A 23,418-nucleotide genomic window follows, 5' to 3' on the forward strand; every position below is an offset into this window, starting at 1 on the left:
GTTGTTTGTCTTAGGATTGACTAACTTGTACTGAGGAAAATCGTAATGGCCAAAATCGTTAAAGTCATCGGTCGCGAAATCATCGACTCCCGCGGCAACCCAACTGTAGAAGCGGAAGTACATCTGGAAGGTGGTTTTGTTGGTCTGGCAGCGGCACCGTCAGGCGCTTCTACCGGTTCACGCGAGGCGCTGGAGCTGCGCGACGGCGACAAATCTCGTTTCCTGGGCAAAGGCGTAACTAAAGCAGTTGCTGCGGTTAACGGTCCGATTGCGGATGCGGTAAAAGGCAAAGACGCGAAAGATCAGGCGAACATCGATAAGATCATGATCGACCTGGACGGTACTGAGAACAAATCCAACTTCGGCGCAAACGCCATTCTGGCGGTATCGCTGGCTGCGGCGAAAGCGGCAGCGGCCTCTAAAGGTCAGCCGCTGTATGAGCACATCGCTGAGCTGAACGGCACCCCGGGCAAATTCTCTATGCCGCTGCCGATGATGAATATCATCAACGGCGGCGAGCACGCCGACAACAACGTCGACATCCAGGAATTCATGATCCAGCCGGTTGGCGCTTCAACGGTGAAAGAAGCGATCCGTATGGGTTCTGAAGTGTTCCACCACCTGGCGAAAGTGCTGAAGTCTAAAGGCCTGAACACTGCGGTTGGCGACGAAGGCGGCTACGCGCCGAACCTGGGTTCCAACGCTGAAGCGCTGGCTGTTATCGCAGAAGCGGTAAAAGCGGCGGGCTACGAGCTGGGCAAAGATATCACCCTGGCGATGGACTGCGCGGCGTCTGAATTCTACAAAGACGGCAAATATGTGCTGGCTGGCGAAGGCAACAAAGCCTTTACCTCTGAAGAGTTCACGCACTTCCTGGAAGATCTGACCAAACAGTACCCGATCGTCTCTATCGAAGACGGCCTGGACGAGTCAGACTGGAACGGCTTTGCTTACCAGACTAAAGTGCTGGGCGACAAAATCCAGCTGGTGGGCGACGACCTGTTCGTGACCAACACCAAGATCCTGAAAGAAGGCATCGAGAAAGGCATCGCTAACTCCATCCTGATCAAGTTCAACCAGATCGGTTCTCTGACCGAAACCCTGGCGGCGATCAAAATGGCGAAAGACGCAGGCTACACCGCGGTGATTTCACACCGTTCAGGTGAAACCGAAGACGCCACCATCGCTGACCTGGCGGTCGGTACTGCAGCAGGCCAGATCAAAACCGGTTCTATGAGCCGTTCTGACCGCGTTGCTAAGTACAACCAGCTGATCCGTATTGAAGAAGCGCTGGGTTCAAAAGCGCCGTTCAACGGTCTGAAAGAAGTAAAAGGCCAGGCGTAATCGCCTGCTGATGCCGTTAGCTGACGGCATTGCTTGAGAGAAAGCCCCGCCCTGGCGGGGCTTTTGCTTTTTATGGCAACGTGCTAACGCGGATGACAAGGTCCGATCGCAAAGACGCAAGACGCCATCCCTGGCCGCTCGGCCCGCGCAGTCCCTTGCGAGGACGCTTTGCTCTTCGGTCCTTGTCATCCGCGTTTTGACTTTGTAGCCGTCTGAAATGTTATCCGGGCGGAGCTTTTGCTTTTTATGGCACGGAGAAAAGGCACATCGCGTGGTTGAGCTGCGCGGCAAATCTGCCATAATCAGCGCCCTGTTTTTTTCTAGCGAGTCCGTAATGCAATACCCGATTAATGAAATGTTCCAGACGCTGCAGGGTGAAGGATTTTACACCGGCGTTCCGGCCATCTTTATCCGCTTACAGGGATGTCCGGTAGGTTGTAGCTGGTGTGATACCAAACATACCTGGGAGAAACTGGCCGATCGGGAAACGGCGCTGGGCGATATTCTGGTCAAAACGGTGGAAACGGATGCCTGGGGCAACGCCGACGCGGCGCTGCTGATCGAGACTATTCAGCGTCAGGGCTGGACGGCGCGCCATGTGGTGATTACCGGCGGCGAGCCGTCGATTTACGATCTGCGCCCGCTGACCACGGCGCTGGAAGCGCAGGGTTTTCAGTGCCAGATCGAAACCAGCGGCACGCACGAAGTGCACTGCTCCGAGAAAACCTGGGTGACGGTATCGCCGAAGGTGAATATGCGCGGCGGCTATGACGTGCTGGCGCAGGCGCTGCAGCGCGCGGATGAGATCAAGCATCCGGTGGCGCGCGAGCGCGACGTTGAGGCGCTGGATGAACTGCTGGCAACGCTGAGCGACAGCAAAGCGCGCATTATTGCGCTGCAGCCCATCAGCCGCAAAGACGCCGCGACGAAACTTTGTATTGAAACCTGTATCGCACGCAACTGGCGCCTGTCGATGCAGACGCACAAGTACCTCAATATCGCCTGATGGCAGAGAGCAGGGCGGCGCTCTCAAATCCATGTAGCTCGACCTTTTTTCGGCCATCCGGCAACTGCTTATACACCCGGAAAAACGCCTGCAAGCGCTCCTGCTCGATTTTAGGCAGATCGCTCATGCTCTTAATATCGTCCCAGGCGGGATCGATTTTGCTGGTCGGCACCGCGACAATCTTGTCGTCCACTTCACCGCCGTCGAGCGGATCGTTATCGCCGCCCAGCGACTGCGTCAGGGAGCCGTAGTTGGCCGGCCAGGCGACCGGCATCGACTGAAAGCGATCCGCCACGATAAAGCCGGTTTTGGCGTCGGTCTCATATTTGATGGTGCCGCCGGCGGGAATGTCTGTCACGGCGTAGAACTCGTCCGGCAGGTTATCCGGCTGGGGAAAGTCGAGCGCGTTTTGCGCCTGAACGGCGGCAGAGGCGGTAAAAGCCGCGCAGACGGCAAGGCGTTTCAGGTTCATCGTTGATTCTCTTGACCTTTAATAGAGGAGAGAACAACGTAGAGGCGTCAGATAGCTGAAAGATGACGTGTGCGTAAAGACGCGCAGGGCGAAAAGGGCGGGCTGTGCGGACCACAGCCCTGACGGGATTTATCCTTTATAGACGCAGCCCGCCGTGCAGGTCTCTTTGATCATCACCGCGCTCAGCTCAGGCAGCTGCGGCTTCATCTGATCCCAGATCCACTTCGCCAGCACTTCGCTGGTGGGATTCTCAAGGCCTTCGATCTCGTTCAGATAGTGGTGATCGAGGCGCTCATACAGCGGTTTGAACGCCGCTTTCAGTTCGGCGAAATCCATCACCCAGCCGGTATGCGCGTCCACTTCGCCGGTAATTTCCAGTCGCACCAGAAACGAATGGCCATGCAGGCGACCGCATTTATGTCCTGCCGGGACGTTAGGCAAATGGTGAGCGGCTTCGAACTGGAACTCTTTAAACAATGTGGTAGACATAATGGCTCTCAGGGTAAAAAACCGGGGAATTCTACCTGAAATACGGAATTTTCGCATCCGTGCCGTTGTAAAGAGGGATTTGCGCGGCCAGCGCAATAGCACTCGCCTTTAACTCTATGATAAATATGGGCTTGCTTTACCAGTTTTACTGATTAGTCCTACTCAAAAAACCACTTAGTCATTTTGGTTATTAATTATGTCGAAGCCGTATTTAATCGTTAATATACGGGCCGGTAACCTACCACTCTTTCTGCTACTTTACCGTCCGGACTCTGGATACTGGAATTCTTAACGCGATGACGACTCAGGCACCCCCAGGTTCTCTGCTCCCGCTTAACCCGGAGCAACTTGCGCGCTTACAGGCGGCAACGACTGATTTTTCTCCCACCCAGCTGGCGTGGATCTCTGGCTACTTCTGGGGAATGATCAATCAGACGCCCGGCAGCGTCGCGGCCAGCGCGCCAGCGGCGGCGGAGATCCCGGCGATTACGCTAATCTCCGCTTCGCAAACCGGCAACGCGCGCCGCGTCGCCGAGCAGCTGCGCGACGATCTGCAGGCGGCGAAGCTCAACGTTAAGCTGGTTAACGCCGGCGACTACAAGTTCAAGCAGATCGGCCAGGAGAAGCTGCTGGTGGTGGTGACCTCCACCCAGGGTGAAGGCGATCCGCCGGAAGAGGCGGTGGCGCTGCACAAATTCCTGATGTCGAAAAAAGCGCCGAAGCTGGATGGCGCCGCTTTCGCGGTGCTCGGCCTCGGCGACACCTCTTACGAATTCTTTAGCAAAGCGGGCAAGGACTTCGACAGCCGCCTGGCGGAGCTGGGCGCAGAGCGTCTGCTGGATCGCGTCGATGCCGACGTCGATTTCGCCGAAGCGGCAGCGAACTGGCGCCGTGCGCTGGTCGAGGTGCTGAAACAGCGCGTGCCGAGCGAAACGCCGGCGCAGGCAGTGGCGACCGCGACCGGCAGCGTCAATGAAGTGCACAGCAGTCCTTACACCAAAGAGGCGCCGCTCAGCGCCAGCTTTGCCGTAAACCAAAAAATTACCGGCCGCAACTCCGATAAGGACGTGCGTCATATCGAAATCGATCTGGGCGACTCCAGCCTGCGCTACCAGCCGGGCGACGCGCTGGGCGTCTGGTATGAAAACGATCCGCAGCTGGTCGCCGAGCTGCTGAGCCTGCTGTGGCTGAAAGGCGACGAGCCGGTGCAGATCGACAACCAAACCCTGCCGCTTAGCGAAGCGCTGCAAAAACGCTTCGAGCTGACGGTCAACACCGCGCAGATCGTCGAGCAGTACGCCGCCCTGTCGCGCAACGACGCGCTGCTGGCGCTGGTGGGCGATAAGGCGAAGCTGCAGCACTACGCGCAGACCTTCCCGATCGTCGATATGGTGCGTAACGCGCCGACCGAACTCAACGCCGAACAGCTGACCGCATTGCTGCGTCCGCTGACGCCGCGCCTCTACTCTATCGCCTCCTCGCAGGCAGAGAATGAAACCGAAGTGCATATCACCGTCGGCGCGGTGCGTTTTGATATCGACGGCCGCGCCCGCGCGGGCGGCGCCTCGAGCTATCTGGCCGACCGCCTGGAAGAGGATGCGGAAATTCGCGTCTTTATCGAGCATAACGATAACTTCCGCCTGCCCGCCAACCCCGACGCGCCGGTGATTATGATTGGCCCAGGCACCGGCATCGCGCCGTTCCGCGCCTTTATGCAGCAGCGCGACAACGACGGCGCAGGCGGCAAAAACTGGCTCTTCTTCGGCAATCCGCACTTCACTGAGGATTTTCTCTATCAGGTGGAATGGCAGCAGTATGTGAAGGATGGCCTGCTGACCCATATCGATCTCGCCTGGTCGCGCGACCAGGAGCAGAAAGTCTACGTGCAGGACAAAATCCGCGCGAAAGGGGCGGAAGTGTGGCGCTGGATCGAAGAGGGCGCGCATATTTATGTCTGCGGCGACGCCAACCGTATGGCGAAGGATGTCGAGCAGGCACTGCTGGATGTGGTGGTCGAACACGGCGCAATGGATCGTGAAACGGCCGACGAATTTTTAAGCGAGCTGCGCATCGAGCGCCGCTATCAGCGAGACGTTTACTAATGAGCGAAAAACACCCCGGACCGCTGGTCGTTGAAGGCAAGCTGGTCGACGCCGAGCGTCTTAAAAAAGAGAGTAACTATTTACGCGGCACCATCCTGGAAGATCTGGATGATGGCCTGACCGGTGGCTTCAACGGCGATAACTTTCTGCTGATCCGTTTCCACGGCATGTACCAGCAGGACGATCGCGACATTCGCGCCGAGCGCGCCGAGCAGAAGCTGGAGCCGCGTCACGCTATGATGCTGCGCTGCCGTCTGCCGGGCGGCATCATCACGCCGACGCAGTGGCTGGCGATCGATAAGTTCGCCACCGAGAAAACCCTGTACGGCAGCATTCGTCTGACCAACCGCCAGACCTTTCAGTTTCACGGCATTCTGAAGAAGAACGTCAAGCCGTCGCACCAGATGCTGCACGAAGTCGGGCTCGACGCGCTGGCAACCGCCAACGACGTCAACCGCAACGTGCTTTGCACCTCGAACCCGGTCGAGTCGGAGCTGCATCAGGAAGCCTACGAGTGGGCGAAGAAGATCTCCGAGCATCTGCTGCCGCGCACCCGCGCTTACGCAGAAATCTGGTGGGATAAAGAGAAGGTCGCGACCACGGATGAGGAGCCGATCCTCGGCGAGACCTATCTGCCGCGTAAGTTTAAAACCACGGTGGTGATCCCGCCGCACAATGACGTCGATCTGCACGCCAACGACCTCAACTTTATCGCGGTGGCGGAGAAGGGCAAGCTAGTCGGCTTTAACCTGCTGGTCGGCGGCGGCTTATCGATCGAGCACGGCAACAAAGCGACCTATGCGCGCACCGCCAGCGAGTTCGGCTATCTGCCGCTGGAGAAAACGCTGGAGGTCGCGGCTGCGGTGGTGACTACTCAGCGCGATTGGGGCAACCGCACCGATCGTAAAAACGCCAAAACCAAATATACCCTGGAGCGCGTCGGCGTCGAGACCTTCAAAGCGGAAGTCGAGAAGCGCGCCGGGCTGACCTTCGAGCCGATTCGCCCGTACGAGTTCACCACCCGCGGCGACCGCATCGGCTGGATCAAGGGCATCGACAATAAGTGGCACCTGACGCTGTTTATCGAGAACGGCCGCCTGCTCGACTACCCGGACCGTCCGCTGAAAAGCGGCATCGCGGCGATTGCGCGCGTGCATCAGGGCGACTTCCGCCTGACGGCGAACCAGAACCTGATCGTGGCCGGCGTACCGGAGAGCGAAAAGGCGAAAATCGAGGCGATTGCGCGTGAACACGGCCTGATGGAGAGCGTGACCGCGCAGCGCGAAAACTCGATGGCGTGCGTCTCGTTCCCGACCTGCCCGCTGGCGATGGCGGAAGCAGAGCGTTTTCTGCCCGCCTTCGTCACCAAAGTCGAAGAGATCATGCACAGCCACGGCGTGGGCGAAGAGCACATAGTGCTACGCGTCACCGGTTGTCCCAACGGCTGCGGCCGTGCCATGCTGGCGGAAATCGGGCTGGTGGGCAAAGCGCCGGGCCGTTACAACCTGCATATCGGCGGCAACCGCATCGGCACGCGCATTCCGCGCATGTACCGCGAGAACATCACCGAAAGCGAGATCCTCGCCAGCATCGACGAACTGGTGGGCCGCTGGGCGCGCGAGCGTCACGGCGCTGAGGGCTTCGGCGACTTCGCGATCCGCGCAGGCATCGTCAAGCCGGTCGTCGATCCGGCACGAGATTTCTGGGATTCGGAGGCAGTATGAGTCAGTTCGACCTCGCAGCACTGAGTGAAATGAACAAAGTCGAGCGCACGCTGGCGCTGGCGTCCGTGAATGCGCAGCTGGAGAAAAGCTCGGCGGAGGCGCGCGTCAGCTGGACGCTGGAAAACCTGCCGGGCGCCTTTGTGCTCTCGTCGAGTTTCGGCATTCAGGCGGCGGTGTCGCTGCATCTGGTCACGCGACAGATGCCCGATATTCCGGTGATCCTTACCGATACCGGCTATCTCTTCCCGGAAACCTACCGTTTTATCGACCAGCTGACGGATCAGCTGGGCCTGAATCTGCAGGTGTTTCGCGCCGAAACCTCGGCGGCCTGGCAGGAGGCGCGCTACGGCAAGCTGTGGGAGCAGGGCGTGGAAGGCATTGAGCAGTACAACCAGATCAACAAGGTTGAGCCGATGAACCGCGCGCTGCAAACGCTGGGCGCCCAGACCTGGTTCGCCGGGCTGCGGCGCGATCAGTCCGGCAGCCGTGCGAATCTGCCGGTGCTCGGCGTGCAGCGCGGCGTGTTCAAGGTGCTGCCGATTATCGACTGGGACAACCGTCAGATTCATCACTATCTGCAGCAGCACAATCTTAAATACCATCCGCTGTGGGATGAGGGCTATTTGTCGGTGGGCGATACACACACCACGCGCAAATGGGAGCCCGGCATGGCGGAAGAGGAGACGCGCTTCTTCGGCCTGAAGCGCGAGTGCGGCCTGCACGAAGGCTAAATATCCAGGCGCGCGGCGATGAAGCCGCGCGCCTGCTGACTACATCCCTACCAGAGCGGCAAACTCTTCTGCCGCACGCGTTACGTTCAGCCTGGTAACCTCATAATTCGCCACCGCGACAAAGGGATCCTCCGCCAGGATCGTATCCAGCCGCGCGCGATCGATATCTTTGACCAGGACGATGCCGCCAGTACGCGGATCCTTGCGTCCAGCCGCGATAAATACGCCAGCGGCGAAATAGCGATCCAGCCACTGAACATGCGGTTCCAGCAGTGTTTCCACCTCTTCGACCGGACGAAAATAGCTTAACGAGACGATATACATAATTATTCTCACACTTTGGGATTAGTCAGCTCGCCCAGCAGCGGCAGCAGCACCTTCACGCTGTCGCGCGTGCGCAGCGAAATGCGGCCCGGCAGCCAGCGATCGAGATAGCTGAGGTTATCACGGTCGATCTGATGGCGCGTAGTGCCGTCCGGGAAATGCTTCGAGCGGCTGCGCTGCTGCGCGCCATCTTTGCCGCCCAGCGCCCAGTTGCTTGCCGTCACGTCCAGCAGCGGAAAGCCCGCCTTATCGAAGGCGTTAGCGGCGTTATAGTCGCGTGCGGTCATCTGATGGCTGGCGGCGGGAATGCCGAGCTGCTGCGCCAGGCGCAGCGCGCGCTCGCTGGTCTGCTTGCGCACCGCGCGCGGCGTATTGCTGCCGCTGTTGAAATAGAGATGGTCGCCAGCGATCAGGCTGTTGAGGTCTACCACCAGCAGCGTATTCTTTTTCTCTTTCTCGCTCATGCGCGCCACGTAATCCTGCATGCCGCCCAGCGCGGTTTCGCCTGCGCTCAGGGCCACGAAGCGCACGCCGTAGTGCAGCGGCCGGCGGCTCAGCTGCTGCGCCAGCTCCAGCATCACGCCCAGCCCTGACGCGTTGTCGTCGACGCCCTGCAGACGCAGGCCGCCAAGGTTATGCTCCGCGTCGCTGCTGCTGAGCGGCGTCCAGGTGTCGAGATGCGCCACAATCAGGATCTCCTGCGGCGCGCTGCCGGCGCGAGCGGCGATCACCGAGGTCGCCGTCACCTTATGCCAGCGCAGATCGCCACTGGACTCGCGCCAGCGGTAGCCGGTATTGAACTGACGGGTATTACTCTGAAAACCGAGCGCGGCGAACTGCTGCTGCAGGTAGTCGGCGGCCATCATTTCGGCCGGGCTGCCGCTCATGCGGCCAGGGAAGTAAGTGGCGATGTGACGAAGCTGCTGCTCGGCAAATTTCCCCGGCGCGACGCTGGCGGCCTGGGCGTGCAGAGCGAAACCGCAATTCAACAGCGCAGCCAGCGCGGTCAGGCGGAGAAGGGCAAACATGGGGCGTTCCTTGTGGGTCATCCTGTGACGAAAAGCCAAACTTTTTTTCGCTCTCCAGTATGAAACTGTGATCGTCATTAAACAATTTGATTCGCTCTGAAAGCCTTGCCAGATCATCCGTTAAGCACATTTTGTTATGAGCTTGCCTGGCGCGTTATTCCATTCGGTAACTACTCATTCCAATTCGTAATTTCATCTGCCAGAAGGGCGCAACGTATAGTCGCGTTAAATTACGGTTACAACGCCAGGGTTATCGTGGACTATTTGCCTCTTTTCGCCGATCTCAAAGGTCGTCCGGTGCTGGTCGTCGGCGGCGGCGACGTCGCGGCGCGCAAAATCGAACTGCTGCGCCGCGCTTCCGCGCAGGTGCGCGTGGTGTCGCGCGAGCTTTGCCCCGAACTCCAGGCGCTGCATCAGGAACAGCAGATCGAATGGCTGGCGACGGCGTTCGAGCCGGCGCAGCTCGACGCGGTTTTTCTCGCCATCGCCGCGACCGACGATAACCTGCTCAACCGCCAGGTTTACGACGAGGCCAACGCCCGTCACCGACTGGTCAACGTGGTAGACGACCAGCCGAAGTGCAGCTTTATCTTTCCCTCTATCGTGGACCGCTCTCCGCTGGTGGTCGCTATCTCCTCCAGCGGCACCGCGCCGGTGCTGGCGCGTATGCTGCGCGAAAAGCTGGAGGCGCTGCTGCCCGCCAGCCTGGGGCAGATGGCGGAGGTCGCAGGCGGGTTCCGCGACCGCGTAAAGCAGCGTTTCAGCCGCATGTCCGATCGCCGTCGCTTCTGGGAGCGCGCCTTTAACGGCCTGTTCGCCAGCCAGATGTCGGCGGGCAACGTGGACGAGGCGACGCGCACGCTGACGCGCGAGCTTAATGAAGAGCCGAACCGCGCAGGCGAGATCATTCTGGTCGGCGCCGGCCCTGGCGACAGCGGCCTGCTGACGCTGCGCGGCCTGCAGGTGATGCAGCTGGCGGACGTGGTGCTTTACGACCATCTGGTCAGCGACGAGGTGCTGGATCTGGTGCGCCGCGACGCCGACCGCATCTGCGTCGGCAAACGCGCCGGCGCGCACTCGGTGCCGCAGGAAGAGACCAATCGCCTGCTGGTGGAGCTGGCGCGCAAAGGCAAACGCGTGGTGCGCCTGAAAGGGGGCGATCCCTTTATCTTCGGCCGCGGCGGCGAAGAGCTGCAGGCGGCGCAGGAGGCGGGGATTCCGTTTCAGGTGGTGCCCGGCGTGACGGCGGCGGCAGGCGCGACCGCCTACGCCGGTATTCCGCTGACCCACCGCGATCACGCGCAGAGCGTGCTGTTTATTACCGGTCACTGTCGCGCCGACGGCGACGACATCGACTGGCCGTCGCTGGCGCGCGCGCGTCAGACGCTGGCGATCTATATGGGCACGGTAAAGGCAGCGGCGATTAGCGAAGGGCTGATGCGTCACGGCCGCGATCCCGCGACGCCGGTTGCGGTGATTGGCCGCGGCACGCGGCAGGATCAGCAGGTGCTGACCGGCACGCTGGAACACCTTGAGACGCTGGCTGCCGCCGCGCCGACGCCAGCGCTGCTGGTGATCGGGGAAGTGGTGAAGCTGCACGAGCAGCTGGCGTGGTTTCAACATTCTGCACAGCAGGCGACCCGCGAGTCCGCCGTTGTCACACTGGCTTGAGGAAAAATCATGGACCAAAAAAGACTCACTCATCTGCGTCAGTTAGAGGCGGAAAGCATTCATATCATCCGCGAGGTCGCAGCGGAGTTCAGCAATCCGGTAATGATGTACTCCATCGGCAAAGATTCGTCGGTGATGCTGCATCTGGCGCGTAAAGCCTTCTACCCAGGCACGCTGCCGTTTCCGCTGCTGCATGTCGATACCGGCTGGAAATTTCGCGAGATGTACGCGTTTCGCGATCGCACCGTGAAAGAGATGGGCGCCGAGCTGCTGGTTCACCGCAACCCGGAAGGCGTGGCGATGGGCATCAACCCCTTCGTGCACGGCAGCGCCAAGCACACCGATATCATGAAAACCGAAGGGCTGAAGCAGGCGCTGAACAAATATGGCTTTGACGCCGCGTTCGGCGGCGCGCGCCGCGACGAAGAGAAGTCGCGCGCCAAAGAGCGTATCTACTCTTTCCGCGACCGTTTCCACCGCTGGGATCCAAAGAACCAGCGCCCGGAGCTGTGGCATAACTACAACGGCCAGATCAACAAGGGCGAAAGCATTCGCGTCTTCCCGCTGTCGAACTGGACCGAACTCGATATCTGGCAGTACATCTTCCTGGAAAACATCGAAATCGTGCCGCTCTATCTCGCCGCGCCGCGCCCGGTGCTGGAGCGCGACGGCATGCTGATGATGGTGGATGACGACCGTATCAATTTGCAGCCTGGCGAAGTGATCAAACAGCGTATGGTGCGCTTCCGCACCCTTGGCTGCTGGCCGCTTACCGGCGCGGTGGAGTCCGAAGCGCAGACGCTGCCGGAAATTATTGAAGAGATGCTGGTCTCTACCACCAGCGAACGTCAGGGCCGCGTGATTGACCGCGATCAGTCCGGTTCGATGGAACTGAAAAAACGTCAGGGTTATTTCTAAGGAGACGCAGATGAATACCGTTATTGCACAACAGATTGCCGATCAGGGCGGCGTGGAAGCCTGGCTGACCGCGCAACAGCATAAAAGTCTGCTGCGTTTTCTCACCTGCGGCAGCGTCGACGACGGCAAAAGCACGCTGATCGGCCGCCTGCTGCACGATACGCGTCAGATTTATGAAGATCAGCTCTCTTCGCTGCACAACGACAGCAAACGTCACGGCACCCAGGGCGAGAAGCTCGACCTGGCGCTGCTGGTGGACGGGCTGCAGGCGGAGCGCGAGCAGGGCATCACCATCGACGTGGCCTACCGCTACTTCTCCACCGAGAAGCGTAAATTTATTATCGCCGACACGCCGGGGCATGAGCAGTACACCCGCAACATGGCGACCGGCGCCTCGACCTGCGATCTGGCGATTCTGCTGATCGACGCGCGCAAAGGGGTGCTGGATCAGACCCGTCGCCACAGCTTTATCTCGACGCTGCTGGGCATTAAGCATCTGGTGGTGGCGATCAACAAAATGGACCTGGTGGAGTATCGCCAGGAGACCTACGAGCAAATTAAACAGGATTACCTCGACTTCGCGGCGCAGCTGCCGGAAGACCTGGATATTCGCTTCGTGCCGATGTCGGCGCTGGAGGGCGACAACGTCGCCACCCCGAGCCAGACCATGCCGTGGTACAGCGGTCCGACGCTGCTCGACGTGCTGGAGACCGTCGAGGTGAAGCGCGTGGTGGATCAGCAGCCGATGCGCTTCCCGGTGCAGTACGTTAACCGTCCGAACCTGGATTTCCGCGGCTATGCGGGTACGCTCGCCTCTGGCGCGGTGCGCGTCGGCCAGCGCGTGAAGGTGCTGCCGTCGGGCGTGGAGTCCACCGTGGCGCGCATCGTAACCTTTGACGGCGACCTGCAGGAAGCGGGCGCGGGCGAAGCCATTACCCTGGTGCTGAACGACGAGATCGATATCAGCCGCGGCGATCTGCTGGTCGACAGCGACGCCGAGCTGGAGGCGGTGCAGTCCGCCACCGTCGACGTGGTATGGATGGCGGAGCAGCCGCTGCAGCCGGGCCAGAGCTACGATATTAAAATCGCCGGCAAGAAGGCGCGCGGCCGCGTGGAGAAGGTGATTCATCAGGTCGAGATCAACACGCTGGAGAAGCGCGCCGCCGAGACGCTGCCGCTGAACGGCATCGGCCTGGTGGAAGTGACCTTCGACGAACCGATGGTGCTGGATAAATACCAGCAGAACCCGGTAACCGGCGGCATGATCTTTATCGATCGCCTGAGCAACGTCACCGTGGGCGCAGGCATGATCCATGAGCCGCTGAGCGGCGCGGCGCGGCAGGCGGGCGACTTTAGCGCGTTCGAGCTGGAGCTGAACGCGCTGATCCGTCGCCACTTTCCGCACTGGAACGCGCGCGATCTGCTGGGCGGTGAGTAATGGCGCAGCACGATGAAAACGTGGTGTGGCACGATCATCCGGTGACGCGCGAGGCGCGCGAGCGGCAGCACGGCCATCAGGGCGCGGTGCTGTGGTTTACCGGTCTCTCCGGCTCCGGCAAATCGACGGTGGCCGGCGCGCTGGAGCAGGCGCTGCATCCGCTCGGCGTCAGCACCTATCTGCTCGACGGCGATAACGTGCGTCACGGCCTCTGTCGCGATCTGGGCTTCAGCGACGCGGATCGCAAAGAGAACATCCGCCGCGTCGGTGAAGTGGCGAAGCTGATGGTGGACGCGGGACTGGTGGTGCTCACCGCCTTTATCTCGCCGCATCGCGCCGAGCGTCAGATGGTGCGCGACATGCTGCCGGAAGGTCGCTTTATCGAGGTCTTCGTCGATACGCCGCTGGCGGTGTGCGAAGCGCGCGATCCCAAAGGGTTATATAAAAAAGCGCGCGCGGGCGAGCTGCGCAATTTTACCGGCATCGACAGCGTCTACGAGGCGCCGGAGCAGCCGGAAATACACTTAGCGGGCGAACAATTGGTTACAAAACTGACCGGCCAATTGTTAGACCTGCTGCGCCACCGCGATATCATCGAATCCTGAACAGACAAGCGGCAAATCGAGGCTGATTTGCCGCCTCCGCGTCAACAGGATCTCTATGCAGAATGTTACTCCTATGCTGGCCCGCAAAGATGAAAGCGCCCTGGACGAGCCGCACTCGTCGCTGCCGGGCGGCATCATCGGCTTCCTCTCATACTGGTGCGCGCTGGCGATCCCCTTCCTGTTGTACGGTTCCAACACGCTTTTCTTCTTCCTCTATACCTGGCCCTTTTTCCTGGCGCTGCTGCCGGTATCGGTGCTGATCGGCATTATTTTCAGCATGGCGCTGCGCGGCAGGCTGCTCTGGACGACGCCCGTTACGGCGATAGTCGTGGTCTGCCTTTTCTGGCTGCTCTTCTCGTTTTTATCCGGCTGGTGATGCCTCCGGATGTGGAAACGCGTCGGCAGGTTACAAAACTTTACCTGACCGCCTTCTCGCCATCCTAATCAGAATTTGCGCAGACGGCCGGTAAAGCGGGCCATTTTCACCGCTGGAGTGGAGTCCTGCACCAAGTTATGGGATGATTGAGCCGTTTTTCAGGGGGCGGGGATGGGAAAACTGACGTTACTGCTACTGGTGCTGCTCGGCTGGCTGCAATATTCGCTGTGGCTGGGCAAAAACGGTATTCACGACTATACGCGCGTCAATGACGACGTCGCGGTGCAACAGGCGAACAACGCCAAACTTAAAGCGCGTAACGATCAGCTGTTTGCCGAAATTGACGATCTCAATGGCGGCTCGGAGGCGATCGAGGAACGCGCGCGCAATGAGCTGGGCATGATTAAGCCCGGTGAGACCTTCTATCGTCTGGTGCCGGATCAGAACAAACGCAACGCGCAGGCTGCGCAAAACCAACAACGATAACTCATGAACATGCACTCTCTCCCTGCGGAGGTGATCGCCGTGGTGCCCGCTGCCGGTATCGGCAGCCGCATGCAGGCGACCTGTCCTAAGCAGTATCTGACCATCGGTCAGCAGACGCTTCTGGAACACAGCATCGCACGTCTGTTTTCCCATCCCGCTATCAAACAGGTCATCGTCGCGCTTAGCCCGGACGACGCGCAGTTCGCGTCGCTGCCGCTGGCGCGGGATCCGCGCGTGCTCAGCGTGACGGGCGGCGAGACGCGCGCCGAGTCGGTGCTGGCGGGGCTACGCGCCGCGCAGGGCGCAGGCTGGGTGCTGGTGCACGACGCGGCGCGTCCTTGCCTGCACCCTGAGGATCTCGCGCGCTTGCTGCAGGTGCGGGAAACCAGCCGCGTTGGCGGCATTCTGGCCGCGCCGGTGCGCGACACCATGAAGCGCGGCGAGCCGGGCGTCGCCGCCGTGGCGCATACCGTCGAGCGCGAAGATCTCTGGCACGCGCTGACGCCGCAGTTTTTCCCTCATCAGCTGCTGACCGCCTGCCTGACGCGCGCGCTGGCGGAAGGCGCGACCATTACCGACGAAGCCTCGGCGCTCGAATATTGCGGCTATCATCCGCTGCTGGTCAGCGGACGCAGTGATAACATCAAAGTCACCCGGCCGGAAGATCTGGCGCTGGCGGCATTTTACTTAACCCAGATTCAGTTAAAGGAGAGCGCATGATGCGTATCGGTCACGGTTTTGACGTTCACGCTTTCGGCGGCGAAGGTCCGCTGGTGATTGGCGGCGTGCGGATCCCGTTTGAGCAGGGTTTTCTCGCCCATTCCGACGGCGACGTGGCGCTGCATGCGCTGACCGACGCGCTGCTTGGCGCGGTGGCGATGGGCGATATCGGCAAGCTGTTTCCCGATACCGATCCCGCCTATAAGGGCGCCGACAGCCGCGGCCTGCTGCGCGAAGCCTGGCGGCGCATCGCGGAAAAGGGCTACTGCATCGGCAACGTCGACGTCACCATCATCGCTCAGGCGCCGAAAATGCTGCCCCATGTGCCGCAGATGCGCGTCAATATCGCTGAAGATCTGGGCTGCCATATGGATCAGGTCAATGTCAAAGCGACCACCACCGAGAAGCTGGGCTTTACCGGGCGCGGCGAAGGCATCGCCTGCGAAGCGGTCGCGCTGCTGCTGAAGGCGGATGCGGCATGACGCTGGAGAACCAGGCTTTTCTGCACGGCAAGCCGACCGCGCGCGGCATGATCAAAGCGAACCCCGAAGATTTCGAGGTGGTGGAGGATCTCGGTTACGGCGCCGACGGCGAAGGGGAGCATCTGCTGGTGCGCATTCGTAAAACCGGCGCGAATACCCGCTTTGTGGCGGAAGCGCTGGCGAAATTCCTCGGCGTGCATCAGCGCGATATGAGTTACGCGGGGATGAAAGACCGCCATGCGGTGACCGAGCAGACGCTCTGTTTTCGTATTCCGGGCAATGCGATGCCTGACCTGAGCGGCTTTTCGCTGGAAGGGGTCGAGATCCTCGAGGCGACGCGCCACAAGCGCAAGCTGCGCGTCGGCGCGCTGGCGGGCAACGCCTTTCGTCTCGTGGTGCGCCACATCAGCGACCGCGACGCGGTGGAATCGCGCCTGGCGCTGATCCGTGACGCTGGCGCCCCCAACTACTTCGGCACGCAGCGCTTTGGCCGCGGCGGCAATAACCTGACCATGGCGCAGCAGTGGGCGCGCGGTGAAATCAGCCTGCGCGACCGCAACAAGCGCAGCCTGATCCTCTCGGCGGCGCGCAGCGCGCTGTTTAATCAGGTCACCAGCGCGCGCCTGCAGCAGCAGGGCTCGCTTACCCAGGTGATAGAGGGCGACGCGCTGCAGCTTACCGGCCGCGGCAGCTGGTTTGTCGCGCAGGCGGACGAGCTGAGCGAGCTGCAAACCCGCGTCGATCATCATGAACTGCGCATTACCGCGCCGCTGCCGGGACGCGGCGAGCCGGGCCCGCAGGCGGAAGCGCTCGCCTTTGAGCAGCAATCTCTGGCAGGCGCAGCAGAATTGGTTACACTGCTTGAGCGAGAGCGAGTGGATGCGGCGCGGCGCGCGATGCTGGTGGTGCCGCGCGATCTGCGCTGGAGCTGGTGGGACGACGTCACGCTGGAGATGCAGTTCTGGCTGCCGGCAGGCAGTTTCGCCACCAGCGTGATTCGGGAACTTCTGCAACAGGAAGGTGACGATGCGGATATTGCTGAGTAATGACGACGGAATTCATGCGCCGGGCATTCAGACGCTGGCAAAGGCGCTGCGCCATATCGCCGAGGTGCAGGTGGTCGCTCCTGACCGCAACCGCAGCGGCGCCTCCAACTCCCTGACGCTGGAGACGCCGCTGCGCACCTTTACCCATGAAAATGGCGATATCGCCGTGCAGATGGGTACGCCGACCGACTGCGTCTACCTCGGCGTCAACGCGCTGATGCAGCCGCGCCCGGATATCGTGGTTTCCGGCATTAACGCCGGCCCCAATCTGGGGGACGACGTGATTTACTCAGGCACCGTGGCGGCGGCAATGGAAGGGCGTCATCTCGGCCTGCCCGCGCTGGCGGTATCGCTCAACGGGCATCAGCATTACGATACGGCGGCGGCGGTCACCTGCGCGCTGCTGCAGGCGCTGACGCGCGAACCGCTGCGTACCGGACGTATTCTCAATATCAACGTGCCGGATCTGCCGCTGGAAGAAGTCAAAGGCATCCGCGTGACGCGCTGCGGCAGCCGTCATCCCGCCGATCAGGTGATCGCGCAGCAGGATCCGCGCGGCAACACGCTCTACTGGATTGGCCCGCCGGGCGAAAAGTTCGATGCCGGCCCGGATACCGATTTCGCCGCCGTGGATCAGGGCTACGTCTCCGTGACCGCTCTGCATGTCGACCTTACCGCGCACGGCGCGCAGGATGTGCTGATTGACTGGCTGGAGAAGTCGGAGGTCAGCCTCGTATGGTGAACCGGCGTATCGAAGCGTTGCTGGAGCAGCTGCGCCAGCAGGGCATTCACGATGAGGTCCTGTTAAAGGCCATCGCGGAGGTGCCGCGCGAACGTTTTATCGACGAAGCCTTCGAGCATAAAGCCTGGGACAATGTGGCGCTGCCCATCGGTTCCGGGCAGACGATTTCGCAGCCCTATATGGTGGCGCGCATGACCGCGCTGCTGGAGCTGCAACCCCATTCGCGCGTGCTGGAGATCGGCACGGGTTCCGGCTATCAGACCGCCATTCTGGCGCATCTGGTGGATCACGTTTACTCCGTCGAACGCATCAAAGGGCTGCAGTGGCAGGCGAAACGTCGCCTCAAACAGCTCGATCTGCATAACGTTTCGACGCGCCACGGCGACGGCTGGCAGGGCTGGCCCGCGCGCGGGCCCTTTGACGCCATCATCGTCACCGCCGCGCCGCCGGAAATTCCGACTGCGCTGATTGCGCAGCTCGACGAGGGCGGCATTATGGTGCTGCCGGTGGGCGACGATCAGCAGGTGCTGAAGCGTCTGCGCCGTCAGGGTGGCGACATTGTGGAAGAGACTATTGAGCCGGTGCGGTTCGTTCCGCTGGTTCAGGGCGATTTGGCCTGAGATTTACCCTACGTATTTCTTCACAACTGTTTCATAGCACCATCCTTTTGATCTTGTTACTATCCATTTTCATGCGTTATACGCAGGCTTTAATACGCCTCACAGAGCTTTGTGCTGGTGCGTTAGCAAGAAGCGTTATTCAGGTTTGCCATCACGGGGGAACAATGAGCACGGGAAGCCCAATATTTCAGTTACGCCGCCTTGCGGCGCTTTCTCTGGTTGGATTTTGGCTGGCAGGCTGTAGTTCAGGCGACAACACACAAGCACCCATTAGCCAGGTTGGAGATAACGGTAGCAGTGGCGGCATGCTTAGCGCGTCAGGCGGCGTTCCGTCGACGCCACGTCAGGGAGGTATGATTAGCAATACTGTACCTTCCGCACCCAGCAGCGGCGCAATGGTTAGCGGCAATGATAATGTTCAGACGCAAAACGGCCGCATCGTATACAACCGTAGTTATCAGAATATTCCGAAAGGTAGTTACGCTGGCGAGACTTATACCGTTAAGCGCGGCGACACCCTGTTCTATATCGCCTGGATAACCGGCAACGATTTCCGCGATCTGGCGCAGCGCAACAACGTGCAGGCCCCGTACGGCCTGAATGTCGGCCAGACGCTGCAGGTTGGCAACGGCTCAGGCCAGCCGATTACGGGCGGCAATGCGATTACCGCAGCCGATGCAACGCAGGGCGGCGTCCCGACTGCGCCGCAAATTAAACCAGCGCCTGTTGCACAGCAACCAGTTATTACGTATTCTGATGATTCGGGTAACTCGTCTGGTAGCAAATTGTTGCCGTCGAGAGGGACAAATGTTGCAACGACAACAGCTCCCCCCGTGGTTGCCGCACCGCCCACGGTTAGCAGTACAACGAACAGTTCGACGCCGGTTGGAAGCTGGCGTTGGCCGACCGATGGGAAGATTATCGATAACTTCTCCGCCTCTGAAGGGGGGAATAAAGGAATCGATATCGCTGGCTCGCGTGGACAACCTGTCGTCGCTACCGCATCAGGAAGAGTAGTGTACGCAGGCAACGCGCTCCGGGGTTACGGCAACCTGATCATCATTAAGCACAATGATGATTATCTCAGTGCCTACGCCCATAACGATACAATGCTGGTCCGGGAACAACAGGAAGTTAAGGCGGGGCAAAAGATCGCTACCATGGGTAGCACCGGAACCAGTTCAGTTAGATTACATTTTGAAATTCGTTACAAGGGGAAATCCGTAAACCCGTTGCGTTATTTGCCGCAGCGATAAACCGGCAGAACCCTGCTGTTCTGCCCTGGGATCACGGGTAGGAGCCGCTTATGAGCCAGAATACGCTGAAAGTAAACGAGTTACATGAAGATGCGGAATTCGAGGAGAACGGAGCTGAGGTTTTTGATGAGAAGGCTCTTGTTGAAAACGAACCCAGTGATAACGACGTAGCGGAAGAAGAGTTGTTGTCACAGGGTGCGACGCAGCGCGTTTTGGATGCGACGCAGCTCTATCTCGGGGAGATTGGCTATTCCCCGCTGTTAACGGCAGAGGAAGAAGTGTTCTTCGCTCGCCGCGCATTACGAGGCGATATCCCTTCTCGTCGCCGCATGATTGAAAGTAACTTACGACTGGTGGTGAAGATTGCCCGCCGCTACAGCAATCGCGGTCTTGCGCTGCTTGACCTGATTGAAGAGGGCAATCTCGGTTTAATCCGTGCCGTTGAGAAGTTTGACCCAGAGCGTGGGTTCCGTTTCTCAACCTATGCCACCTGGTGGATTCGTCAGACGATTGAACGGGCGATCATGAATCAAACCCGTACCATCCGCCTGCCGATTCACATTGTTAAAGAGCTGAACGTTTATCTGCGCACCGCGCGTGAACTCTCCCACAAGCTCGATCATGAGCCGAGTGCGGAAGAGATCGCGGAGCAGCTGGATAAGCCCGTTGACGACGTCAGCCGTATGCTGCGTCTTAACGAACGCATCACCTCGGTTGATACGCCGTTAGGCGGAGACTCCGAAAAAGCGCTGCTGGACATTCTGGCCGATGAGAAAGACAACGGTCCGGAAGACACCACGCAGGATGACGATATGAAGCAAAGTATCGTTAAGTGGCTGTTCGAACTGAACGCTAAGCAGCGCGAAGTGCTGGCGCGTCGTTTCGGCCTGTTAGGCTATGAAGCGGCAACGCTTGAGGATGTGGGCCGTGAAATCGGTCTGACCCGCGAGCGCGTACGCCAGATTCAGGTTGAAGGCCTGCGTCGTCTGCGTGAAATCCTGCAGGCGCAGGGTCTGAACATTGAAGCGCTGTTTCGTGAGTAACTGACAAGTTGTAAGTACAAAAAAGCGGTGGCCGTGGGCCTCCGCTTTTTTTTTGCTGCGACAGCGGCGGCAGGGCCGTAAAGGCCTGCCGCCAGGGTGCGCTACACCAGCGACTTCAGCCGGTAAATCCACTCCAGCGCCTGACGCGGCGTCAGGGTGTCGGGATCCAGCGCTTCAAGCGCCTCTACGGCTGGCGAACTCTCTTCCACCAGCAGCGGAAGCTGCGAGCCGTCGATGGTCGAAGAGGCGGAGTGGTTCGACAGCGTCTCCAGCTCCTTCAGCTTATTGCGCGCGCGCTTGATGACCTCTTTCGGTACGCCCGCCAGCGCCGCAACCGCCAGGCCGTAGCTTTTGCTGGCTGCCCCTTCCTGCACGCTGTGCATAAAGGCGATGGTGTCGCCGTGTTCGACTGCGTCCAGATGGACGTTGAACACGCCTTCCATTTTCTCTGGCAGCGTGGTCAGCTCAAAATAGTGCGTAGCGAACAGCGTCATCGCCTTGATGCGGTTCGCCAGGCTTTCCGCGCAGGCCCAGGCCAGCGACAGGCCGTCATAGGTCGAGGTGCCGCGCCCGATTTCATCCATCAGCACCAGGCTGTTTTCGGTGGCGTTGTGCAGAATATTGGCGGTTTCCGTCATCTCCACCATAAAGGTCGAACGGCCCGAAGCGAGATCGTCCGCCGCGCCGATACGGGTAAAGATACGATCCAGCGGACCGGTCACCGCCTCTTCCGCCGGCACAAAGCTGCCAATCCAGGTCATCAGCGCAATCAGCGCCGCCTGACGCATGTAGGTGCTCTTACCGCCCATATTGGGGCCGGTGATGATCAGCATGCGGCGCTGCGGCGTGAGCGACAGCGGGTTGGCGATAAACGGCTCTTTCAGCACCTGCTCAACCACCGGATGGCGACCGCCGGTGATTTTAATGCCGGGTTTCTCCTGCAGCGTCGGGCGACAGTAGTTCAGCGTCCAGGCGCGTTCCGCCAGGTTGCTCAGCACGTCCAGCTCGGCAAGCGCGGCGGCGCTAAGCTGCAGCGCTTCCAGATGGGGCAACAGCTGGTCAAATAGCGACTCGTAGAGGCTTTTCTCCAGCGCCAGCGCCTTGCCCTTCGAGGTCAGCACTTTATCCTCGTACTCTTTCAGTTCCGGGATGATATAGCGCTCGGCGTTTTTCAGCGTCTGGCGGCGCACGTAGTGAATCGGCACGTGGTCGCTCTGGCCGCGGCTGACCTGAATGTAGTAGCCGTGGATGGCGTTGTAGCCGACCTTGAGCGTGTCGAGGCCGAGCTTTTCGCGCTCGCGGATCTCCAGCCTGTCCAGATAGTCGGTGGCGCCGTCCGCCAGCGCGCGCCACTCATCCAGCTCCGCGTTGTAGCCCGGCGCGATAACGCCGCCGTCGCGGATCAGCACCGGCGGCGCCTCGATAATCGCCGCTTCAAGCAGCTCGCGCAGCTCGGTGAACTCGCCCATCTGTGCGCGCAGACGGATCAGCGCCGTCGATTCGACGTTGGCCAGCAGATCGTTCAGCTCCGGCAGCTGCTGAAAAGCGTGACGCATGCGGGCCAAATCGCGCGGACGCGCGGTGCGCAGCGCCAGACGCGCCAGAATACGCTCCAGGTCGCCCACCTGGCGCAGCACCGGTTGCAGGGTGTCGCTCAGCGGCTGAAGCTCGGCGATGGCGTCCTGGCGCTGACCGATGGTCTGCGCGTCGCGCAGCGGCATATGCAGCCAGCGCTTGAGCATGCGGCTGCCCATCGGCGTCACGGTTCGATCCAGCACCGCCGCCAGCGTGTTCTCCGTGCCGCCGGCGAGGTTCTGCGTAATTTCCAGATTGCGGCGCGTGGCGGCATCCATAATGATGCTGTCCTGCTGCCGCTCCATGCTGAGCGAGCGGATATGCGGCAGGCTGGTGCGCTGCGTATCCTTAACGTATTGCAGCAGGCAGCCCGCCGCGCGCAGCGCCTGATGCGCCTGCTCGACGCCGAATCCATTGAGATCGCGGGTGCCGAACTGCATATTCAACTGCTGACGCGCGGTCGCGATCTCGAACTCCCACAGCGGACGACGGCGCAGGCCGCGACGCTGGTCAATCAGCGCCATCGCCTGCAGATCTTCCGGATAGAGCAGTTCGGCAGGATTGGTGCGCTGCAGCTCGGCGGCCATGGTTTCGGCGTCCGCCGGTTCGCTCAGGCGAAAACGGCCGGAGCTGATATCGAGCGTGGCGTAGCCGAACCCCTGCGGGCTCTGCACGATGGCGGCCAGCAGGTTGTCGTGGCGCTCCTGCAGCAGCGCTTCATCGCTGATGGTGCCCGGGGTGACGATGCGTACTACCTTGCGCTCCACCGGCCCTTTGCTTAGCGCCGGATCGCCGATCTGCTCGCAAATCGCCACGGACTCGCCCAGCTGCACCAGTTTCGCCAGATAGCTCTCAACCGCATGGTAGGGCACGCCCGCCATCGGAATCGGTTCGCCCGCCGAGGCGCCGCGTTTGGTCAGCGAAATCTCCAGCAGCTGCGAGGCGCGTTTCGCGTCGTCATAGAAGAGCTCGTAAAAGTCGCCCATGCGGTAAAACAGCAGGATGTCAGGGTGTTCCGCCTTGAGGCGCAGATATTGCTGCATCATGGGCGTATGAGCGGTGATGTCCTTATCGACTGATTTGTTCATAAATAATTAGCTCTAAAATCATTCGGTTATTGGGCAAGCCTTGCATCGGACTGCGCGATCTGGCGTATGTAACTGGATCAACCCATTCAGAAACAGAGAGGATGCGCGGAAAAATGCGGCGCTGGCTGTGAG

At 60.4% G+C, this 23,418-nt stretch carries 23 protein-coding genes; 18 read left to right on the top strand and 5 right to left on the bottom strand.

Annotated elements, in window-relative coordinates; genetic code table 11:
* Positions 1 to 45: 45 nt before the first annotated feature.
* Both eno and queE read left to right on the top strand, forming a co-directional pair.
* A complete protein-coding gene (eno, locus tag AC6I7Z_RS03815; protein ID WP_033752120.1) occupies positions 46 to 1,344 on the top strand; it encodes a phosphopyruvate hydratase in 1,299 nt (432 codons plus the stop codon).
* A 334-nt stretch (positions 1,345 to 1,678) separates the two neighbouring features.
* The gene (queE, locus tag AC6I7Z_RS03820; RefSeq protein ID WP_316555715.1) at positions 1,679 to 2,350 is read left to right on the top strand and encodes a 7-carboxy-7-deazaguanine synthase QueE; all 672 of its coding nucleotides are present in this window, start codon (positions 1,679 to 1,681) and stop codon (positions 2,348 to 2,350) included.
* Here the strand turns inward: queE and AC6I7Z_RS03825 are convergent.
* Together AC6I7Z_RS03825 and queD are read right to left on the bottom strand one after the other, a co-directional pair.
* A complete protein-coding gene (locus AC6I7Z_RS03825) occupies positions 2,337 to 2,822 on the bottom strand; it encodes an inorganic diphosphatase (RefSeq protein WP_497813207.1) in 486 nt (161 codons plus the stop codon). The two genes, queE and AC6I7Z_RS03825, sit on opposite strands and share 14 nt — an antisense overlap.
* Before the next feature lie 129 nt (positions 2,823 to 2,951).
* Complete coding sequence (gene queD / locus AC6I7Z_RS03830; protein WP_497813208.1) at positions 2,952 to 3,311, bottom strand: 6-carboxytetrahydropterin synthase QueD; 360 nt, start codon at positions 3,309 to 3,311, stop codon at positions 2,952 to 2,954.
* A gap of 296 nt (positions 3,312 to 3,607) precedes the next feature.
* On the opposite strand from queD, the gene cysJ reads away from it, so the two are divergent.
* From cysJ to AC6I7Z_RS03845, 3 genes are read left to right on the top strand one after another with little or no spacing between them, the layout of a single operon-like run.
* Entirely contained in the window at positions 3,608 to 5,413 is a 1,806-nt protein-coding gene (cysJ, locus tag AC6I7Z_RS03835; RefSeq protein WP_497813209.1) for an NADPH-dependent assimilatory sulfite reductase flavoprotein subunit, read from the top strand.
* The gene (gene cysI / locus AC6I7Z_RS03840; RefSeq protein ID WP_497813210.1) at positions 5,413 to 7,137 is read left to right on the top strand and encodes an assimilatory sulfite reductase (NADPH) hemoprotein subunit; all 1,725 of its coding nucleotides are present in this window, start codon (positions 5,413 to 5,415) and stop codon (positions 7,135 to 7,137) included. The genes cysJ and cysI overlap by 1 nt, the downstream gene beginning before the upstream one ends.
* On the top strand, positions 7,134 to 7,868 hold the full coding sequence (locus AC6I7Z_RS03845; RefSeq protein WP_497813211.1) for a phosphoadenylyl-sulfate reductase: 735 nt from the start codon (positions 7,134 to 7,136) through the stop codon (positions 7,866 to 7,868). The genes cysI and AC6I7Z_RS03845 overlap by 4 nt, the downstream gene beginning before the upstream one ends.
* A 39-nt stretch (positions 7,869 to 7,907) precedes the next feature.
* On the opposite strand, the gene AC6I7Z_RS03850 is transcribed toward AC6I7Z_RS03845, so the two are convergent.
* Both AC6I7Z_RS03850 and AC6I7Z_RS03855 read right to left on the bottom strand, forming a co-directional pair.
* Positions 7,908 to 8,192 (bottom strand): YciI family protein, encoded by a 285-nt coding sequence (locus tag AC6I7Z_RS03850; RefSeq protein ID WP_497813212.1) that lies wholly within the window; start codon positions 8,190 to 8,192, stop codon positions 7,908 to 7,910.
* A gap of 8 nt (positions 8,193 to 8,200) precedes the next feature.
* On the bottom strand, positions 8,201 to 9,220 hold the full coding sequence (locus tag AC6I7Z_RS03855) for an aminopeptidase (RefSeq protein WP_497813213.1): 1,020 nt from the start codon (positions 9,218 to 9,220) through the stop codon (positions 8,201 to 8,203).
* A 255-nt stretch (positions 9,221 to 9,475) separates the two neighbouring features.
* Here AC6I7Z_RS03855 and cysG point away from each other — a divergent pair, with 255 nt between their 5' ends.
* The 13 genes from cysG (at position 9,476) to rpoS (ending at position 20,623) form a co-directional block, all read left to right on the top strand.
* A complete protein-coding gene (cysG, locus tag AC6I7Z_RS03860; RefSeq protein ID WP_497813214.1) occupies positions 9,476 to 10,891 on the top strand; it encodes a siroheme synthase CysG in 1,416 nt (471 codons plus the stop codon).
* Positions 10,892 to 10,900: 9 nt separating this feature from the next.
* Positions 10,901 to 11,809 carry a sulfate adenylyltransferase subunit CysD gene (cysD, locus tag AC6I7Z_RS03865; protein ID WP_311783930.1) on the top strand — a complete coding sequence of 303 codons (909 nt, stop codon included), beginning with the start codon at positions 10,901 to 10,903 and terminating at the stop codon, positions 11,807 to 11,809.
* 10 nt (positions 11,810 to 11,819) lie between these two features.
* Entirely contained in the window at positions 11,820 to 13,247 is a 1,428-nt protein-coding gene (gene cysN, locus AC6I7Z_RS03870) for a sulfate adenylyltransferase subunit CysN (protein WP_497813215.1), read from the top strand.
* On the top strand, positions 13,247 to 13,852 hold the full coding sequence (cysC, locus tag AC6I7Z_RS03875; protein ID WP_497813216.1) for an adenylyl-sulfate kinase: 606 nt from the start codon (positions 13,247 to 13,249) through the stop codon (positions 13,850 to 13,852). Before cysN ends, cysC begins: the two co-directional genes overlap by 1 nt.
* Before the next feature lie 55 nt (positions 13,853 to 13,907).
* The gene (locus AC6I7Z_RS03880; RefSeq protein ID WP_497813217.1) at positions 13,908 to 14,228 is read left to right on the top strand and encodes a DUF3561 family protein; all 321 of its coding nucleotides are present in this window, start codon (positions 13,908 to 13,910) and stop codon (positions 14,226 to 14,228) included.
* A 171-nt stretch (positions 14,229 to 14,399) separates the two neighbouring features.
* Entirely contained in the window at positions 14,400 to 14,714 is a 315-nt protein-coding gene (gene ftsB / locus AC6I7Z_RS03885; RefSeq protein ID WP_033752087.1) for a cell division protein FtsB, read from the top strand.
* 3 nt (positions 14,715 to 14,717) lie between these two features.
* Entirely contained in the window at positions 14,718 to 15,434 is a 717-nt protein-coding gene (ispD, locus tag AC6I7Z_RS03890) for a 2-C-methyl-D-erythritol 4-phosphate cytidylyltransferase (RefSeq protein WP_497813218.1), read from the top strand.
* Positions 15,434 to 15,916 (top strand): 2-C-methyl-D-erythritol 2,4-cyclodiphosphate synthase, encoded by a 483-nt coding sequence (gene ispF / locus AC6I7Z_RS03895; protein WP_497815392.1) that lies wholly within the window; start codon positions 15,434 to 15,436, stop codon positions 15,914 to 15,916. Before ispD ends, ispF begins: the two co-directional genes overlap by 1 nt.
* Entirely contained in the window at positions 15,913 to 16,962 is a 1,050-nt protein-coding gene (gene truD / locus AC6I7Z_RS03900; protein WP_497813219.1) for a tRNA pseudouridine(13) synthase TruD, read from the top strand. The genes ispF and truD overlap by 4 nt, the downstream gene beginning before the upstream one ends.
* Positions 16,943 to 17,704 (top strand): 5'/3'-nucleotidase SurE, encoded by a 762-nt coding sequence (gene surE / locus AC6I7Z_RS03905; protein ID WP_497813220.1) that lies wholly within the window; start codon positions 16,943 to 16,945, stop codon positions 17,702 to 17,704. The genes truD and surE overlap by 20 nt, the downstream gene beginning before the upstream one ends.
* Positions 17,698 to 18,324 carry a protein-L-isoaspartate(D-aspartate) O-methyltransferase gene (locus AC6I7Z_RS03910; protein WP_497813221.1) on the top strand — a complete coding sequence of 209 codons (627 nt, stop codon included), beginning with the start codon at positions 17,698 to 17,700 and terminating at the stop codon, positions 18,322 to 18,324. The genes surE and AC6I7Z_RS03910 overlap by 7 nt, the downstream gene beginning before the upstream one ends.
* Positions 18,325 to 18,488: 164 nt before the next feature.
* Entirely contained in the window at positions 18,489 to 19,580 is a 1,092-nt protein-coding gene (nlpD, locus tag AC6I7Z_RS03915) for a murein hydrolase activator NlpD (RefSeq protein WP_497813222.1), read from the top strand.
* A 50-nt stretch (positions 19,581 to 19,630) separates the two neighbouring features.
* On the top strand, positions 19,631 to 20,623 hold the full coding sequence (gene rpoS, locus AC6I7Z_RS03920) for an RNA polymerase sigma factor RpoS (RefSeq protein ID WP_048783701.1): 993 nt from the start codon (positions 19,631 to 19,633) through the stop codon (positions 20,621 to 20,623).
* A gap of 101 nt (positions 20,624 to 20,724) precedes the next feature.
* Here rpoS and mutS read toward each other — a convergent pair whose 3' ends face one another.
* Positions 20,725 to 23,286 (bottom strand): DNA mismatch repair protein MutS, encoded by a 2,562-nt coding sequence (mutS, locus tag AC6I7Z_RS03925; RefSeq protein WP_497813223.1) that lies wholly within the window; start codon positions 23,284 to 23,286, stop codon positions 20,725 to 20,727.
* Between the last annotated feature and the right edge of the window lie 132 nt (positions 23,287 to 23,418).

The sequence above is a fragment of the Pantoea sp. X-Soil-MYKO-1289 genome (assembly GCF_059730625.1).